2 protein-coding genes and 1 pseudogene are annotated in these 2,337 nt (G+C 62.5%); 2 read left to right on the plus strand and 1 reads right to left on the minus strand.

Going from position 1 to position 2,337, the window contains the following annotated elements:
- Nucleotides 1-525, minus strand: a pseudogene (locus tag WAW17_RS02230) (hypothetical protein); the annotation flags it as partial.
- A 171-nt stretch (nt 526-696) separates the two neighbouring features.
- Here WAW17_RS02230 and WAW17_RS02235 point away from each other — a divergent pair.
- Complete coding sequence (locus WAW17_RS02235) at nt 697-1,575, plus strand: ribonuclease H family protein (protein ID WP_422331392.1); 879 nt, start codon at nt 697-699, stop codon at nt 1,573-1,575.
- An 11-nt stretch (nt 1,576-1,586) separates the two neighbouring features.
- Nucleotides 1,587-2,337, plus strand: a 751-nt coding sequence (locus WAW17_RS02240) for a hypothetical protein (protein WP_422331393.1), incomplete at its 3' end; no start/stop codon positions are given.

Genomic DNA, 2,337 nt, shown 5'->3' on the forward strand with positions numbered 1-2,337 from the left:
GCGTTGCGCCATCAGCGATTCGAACGCCTGCGTCGGGGTATACGCCGCGTCCGCCATCTGATCGACGTAGAGAGCGAACACGTGCAGGTGATCGCCGAGAGCAGTGATTTCCGAGAACAAGAACTCGTCGTCGGGATCCAACCCGTCTGCCTCATCAAGCAGGTCGTCGGCATCGAATTCGGAGAGCTGACCCCCCAGCATCGACTTCATACACAGCAAGGCCGTGACGCCATGGAACACGATGTCCGCATCCAGCTCGGAACGATGATCCAGCGCGGCGTGGATAGCCAGGTCCTCGGCCAGGCTGTCACTGTTGCCCAGGTTCCTCGAACGGATCCAGTCGACAACCTCGGTCCCGAGATACAGTTCCTCCCGTCCACGCGTCACCACGGGGGCCGGGAATGGCGCACTGCTCGTGCGGTAACGCTGCACCCACATCGACACCACAGGTCGCTGCACCCGCGCCAGCGCGGCGATGTCGGGTTTGCTCAGCAGTAGGGTGGACACCGGCTCGTCATCGGACATGTGTGTCGCACCCCTTCCGTAGTGTCTCGCAACATCAGTCTCGGTAATGTAGCCCATGGGGCTGACTTTCCGATCATGACTCGTGATAACCCCCCTTATCGCTGCACGCGCAGCGTTCGTTCGTTGGCGGTGCCATTGTCGTTCTCAACATCACGAACGAGGGAGAACCACATGCTCGCCGCCATACACATTCGTCAGACCAACACCCCAACCGAGTGCGTCACCTATGCATCTGTGGCGTGGGAGAAGGACGGAATCACCGACACCGTGCTGTTCCGGCAGCCCGGCTCGACGACGGCGTCGCGGTACTCGGCCGGGCTCGACGCGTTCGCCTACCTTGTCGACGCGACGTCGAAGAGCGGCGCCAGCGCCTTCCTGCACATCACCGACGCCGGTCTTCGACGCGAACTCACGCTGGTTGCGGAATCGTTCCCCGCCATTCGCATGATCGAGGGCGTCCGCGGACGGCTCATCGCGCTGGTCGAGAATGCCTCGACCTCGATCAGTGACCACGTCGCGGCGTTGCGGTCCGACTACGAGAAACGCGAGCTCGCACACCTCGACGCACGGCCCGAGCTCGTCGTGGCCACCGATGCGTCGAAGTGCGCACGACGCCGAGGTGTCGGTGCCGCGTGTGTCAGCAACGAAGGCCGTCACCGTCAGAAGGTGTATCCCCAGACGCGTTCCATTCTCGCGGGCGAACTGCTCGCAATCGAGTTGGCCGTCACGGGCTACCGTGATCGCAAGCTGCACATCCTCACTGATAGCCGTGATGCCATCGCCTGCTTGCGGATGGAGCGCTCTCAGCTCATCTCGGAGTGTGACGGTGAAGTAATCGCGGTCGTCGAGAATATCCGGCGCCTGCTGCGCGGTCGCGAAGTGCGGATCTCGTGGGTAAGGGCCCACGCCGGCCATCCCCTCAACGAGATCGCGGACCGGCTGGCCGTATCAGCGAGGCGCAACCATGAGGCGTGCGTGCCCGAGCCTGCGCGTCGGCTCATCGCCGACAACATCGTGGCCTCGCTCTCACTCGAGCAGTCCGCGGCATGAGGAAGAAGCCGGTGACCGACTGGACCGCCGCGTATCTCGACCTCGGCTTCCGCGGACCCGATGTCGAAACTCGAATGACGTTGAATATCAACAGTATCGAACTCACCTCCCGCCAGGGACCAGGAGAGCTCGTATCCGTCATTGCGACGTGGTCGACCGATCATGAAACGGGCTACAGCGAAATGGTGTGCTCGGCAACGTGGGACGCTCAACGCGTCCTCAACACCATTGGGCAGAACCTCGACCATGTCGGAATGCCGGGCGCACTTGAAGAACTGGAAGTCCGGTTCGGGATCACTCTTCGTGATGCCGAACAGATGACGGAACGATCCATGACCACCGGAAACTTCTGCCGTTTCACCCTGGATGCTCTACCGAATATGCCCGGCGTCAGCTACGGACTTGACGAGACGCTCGAATATCGTGCGGCCGTGCGGTGTGCGCGGGAGAGTCGCGACAGTCTTCTCGTCGGCTGGATCGCCACGGATCATCCGGGCCACAGCGTACGAAACGCCGCATTGCAGAATCCTGCATGCCCCAACGCGGCGAAATTGCAGGTGGCATCAGAAGGCGACGCGTCGTGGCTCCTGCTCCAGGACCGAGAGTTGCCCGCACATATCTTCCGGCGGCTGATGACGTCCGAAGCCGGCCGGTACCTCGAATCGGAGCGTCCTGAACTGCACCATGACCTTCTCCTTACCATGGCCCTGCACCCGACATGCCCGGACAATCTCGTCCCGGGCCTCGTCGCCCACGTCGCGC

Origin of the sequence: Rhodococcus sp. (in: high G+C Gram-positive bacteria), from assembly GCF_049286785.1 — a bacterium.
In the GTDB taxonomy this organism is placed as follows: domain Bacteria; phylum Actinomycetota; class Actinomycetes; order Mycobacteriales; family Mycobacteriaceae; genus Rhodococcus_F.

What these genes read in the sequence shown, in the direction of transcription:
- WAW17_RS02235 (WP_422331392.1), top strand. Translation starts at nt 697, where the DNA reads ATGCTCGCCGCCATACACATTCGTCAGACCAACACCCCAACCGAGTGC.